We start from the raw sequence: 2,739 nt of genomic DNA, 5'->3' as shown, positions 1-2,739 counted from the left end.
GGGTAGGGACCCCTCCTTATCGCATGACTTGTTCCTCTTCCCGGCTCGCCCATTCGGTGGCTCGCCGGCTGGTGCATAGGAAACGGCCGTTCCTGCCGGGATACACAAAAAAATGTCACAGAGATCGTTTATAACCGGGGAGGGAATGCGTCAATAACCCGGCTGACACAATTGCGGTCGGGTATAATCATCCATGAAATTTCCCGAGGCAGATCAATGGATAAAAAAAACCTTGTTGTGATTTTTGCAGTAGCGGTTGTTGTGGTAATTTCCGCCGGCTGGCTGATGGCCGGCCTCGAACCGTCTTTTGACAGCCCGCCCCGATCAGAGTTAACCTCGTCAACTCCGGCCGCGCTCCGAGCACCCACCGTGACAGCAACCGGTACGAGTGCTGCCCTTCAGTCACCGGCAGTTCCGGTCAATCGGAGCATTCCCGCTGTCACCACAGAACAGGCCGGCTATCTCGCCCGCGACGCCTTCCCGGGATTTGACCCGGACCGGGTGAATATTACCTACTATCCAGGCGATAAGACCCGCCAGTCATCGTTTGAATTCGACCTCCTGAAAGAGAACGAACGACTTGTCCAAGGCGGCCTCGATCCGGAGACCGGAGCGCTGGTCTGGTATGCAATCCCGATCAAACGTATCGGCAGAGCCGCGGACCCGGTGATCACCATCGATACGGCACGAACGGCAGCGGAAAAGGAGATCCGGAACCGCGAAGGGAGCCTTTCGCTCAACCTGAGCGAGGAACGATATGATCTTCTCGGGATGCCGGACTCCGGGGTTGCCGGAGTGTACGTATTCGTCTACGACCGGTTGAAAAAGGGAGACCGTTGCGACAGCGATGGGTTCACGATTGGTGTGGACTCCCTGTCGGGAAAAGTGATTGAATACCGGAAGACCTGGATCCAGCCACCGGGCAGCATCTGCTGATGCTGCTCACGATCATTCCATGACAGGCATATTTCCTGTCATCCTTTTTCAGCGGGTCAACCCTTTGGATCCGATGACATCGCTGTCCCCTTCACACCTGGACTTTCGAATCATCGGACGGGGCAGGTCCGGTCAGCTGGCAGGAAACAACAGGAGTCGGGGACCGCTGGATGCCAAGCGATCCAGGTTTCCCCCAACGCACGATCTCAGCTGCATCGCTGGTGAGGGAATACCGGGTTCTCCTCCCATCCTGCTCAGGCCTGACTATTCCGTCAGCGACAAGAAGGCGGATGTGATACCACAGCAGTGGCCCGGATATTCCAATACCGTTCCGGAGATCCTCCCGTGCAATGGCAGGACATCCGTTTAGTACCTGAATGATCCGGTCACGGATACGGTTGTCCGTATGGGTAAGGATCCTTTGTTCAAGGGGAGATATGCCGTTCAACCGCACAAAATACCGGGAGAGTCCACCATCTTTCTGCTCGATGATAACCCTCAGGGACTTCAGCTGCCTCAGGTGATAATAGAGTGTCCCCCGGTTGATACCGGTATCGCGAACGAGGGAGCGGAAATGCTGGCCCGGATGCATCCGGATGAACTGGACAATATCCCTCCGGACTGGATTATCCAGCAGGTTTTTTCCGGTCAGCTGGCGGAATCCAACGTACATGAGAAATCCGATTCCCAGAAAAATCGCCAGCTCGACGCACTTTCCAAGGAGCGGGGATATCAGCCGTGCATAATGCAGAATCAGGATCTGCGGCGGGTGGAAGGTACGGGGAACGCCCCTGGCCGAGGGATCGCCCCAGATGAGGAGTGAGAGGGTATTGAGCGTGGCATAGATACAGACAACGACAATAAGGGCCAGAATGCTGTATTTTATGGCAGTCCGTAATGTGCCGATCAGTCTGCAAAGCATGATCAGGATATCGTTTGTATTATGATGATATTAAAGTCGATCGATAAAATTTTGTCACATAGAATTTAAGATTATTTTATTTTAATTTTTTTGATAGAACGCGAAGTGCGTTTGAACAGAAGTCCGAATTCACACATTTTAGGTGAGAGAATGAAATTATCAAAACTATTCATGATGCTCATTTGTCTGAGCCTCATCTGTATCGCAAGCATTCCTGTTGTCAGTGCAGCAGATTCCGCCGACAGCAAAATCCGTGTTGTCCAGGCGACCGCCGAGCAGGTAGAAAAGATCAACCAGCTCTGGGGTTCCGATATTACCATTGGTGATTATATGGAGCGGGTCCATCCCGAACAGCTGGTGGGTGTCTCTGATGAGGTAATCAAAGAGATGCACCAGCGGAAAATGCACTGGCCTGATGAGAACAAAATGCCCGCAGAACAGGCGCAGCCCGATTCGATCCTTGCTACCCTTACCGTTGACGGGGATCTAACTATCTATTCGAATCGTATCAACTTCGGCAGTTATGCATCCTGTTCCCAGTCAGCATCTTACATCTACGTAGAATCATTCCTGAAAAACACTGCCGACAGCACGGTCGGTTCTACATCCGGATCAACATCCGGGTCGTATGTATCATGTTCCAACAATGTGGCGTGGCCACCTACCGGCTATTACCATGTCCATTCCTGGGGATACACCATAACCCCGAGTACTGAGGGATCGGATCACTCTGCATCCAAGTATTTCTCAGGTTAAATTCCCTTTTTTCCAATAGCCTATTCACATGAGCAATATGAACTGTTAATAGGGAAGTCGCATGAAGATCCAGGACGGAAAATTCGGATATAGCTGGTTTTTCTACGGACTCATCTGTTGTGCCC

The 2,739-nt window shown here is 52.2% G+C and carries 3 protein-coding genes; 2 read left to right on the top strand and 1 reads right to left on the bottom strand.

All coding sequences use genetic code 11. From position 1 onward, the window contains the following. Positions 1–216: 216 nt before the first annotated feature. A complete protein-coding gene (locus CW742_RS09990) occupies positions 217–936 on the top strand; it encodes a hypothetical protein (RefSeq protein WP_292419884.1) in 720 nt (239 codons plus the stop codon). Positions 937–1,027: 91 nt separating this feature from the next. Here CW742_RS09990 and CW742_RS09985 read toward each other — a convergent pair whose 3' ends face one another. Further along, positions 1,028–1,858 (bottom strand): ArsR family transcriptional regulator, encoded by an 831-nt coding sequence (locus CW742_RS09985; RefSeq protein ID WP_292419881.1) that lies wholly within the window; start codon positions 1,856–1,858, stop codon positions 1,028–1,030. A gap of 150 nt (positions 1,859–2,008) precedes the next feature. Here CW742_RS09985 and CW742_RS09980 point away from each other — a divergent pair, with 150 nt between their 5' ends. Continuing rightward, positions 2,009–2,614, top strand: a complete 606-nt coding sequence (locus CW742_RS09980; RefSeq protein ID WP_292419879.1) for a hypothetical protein — start codon at positions 2,009–2,011, stop codon at positions 2,612–2,614. Positions 2,615–2,739: the final 125 nt, after the last annotated feature.

The organism is Methanoregula sp. (assembly GCF_002835825.1).
In the GTDB taxonomy this organism is placed as follows: Archaea; Halobacteriota; Methanomicrobia; order Methanomicrobiales; family Methanospirillaceae; genus Methanoregula.
This window is presented reverse-complemented; position numbering and strand designations above follow the sequence as displayed.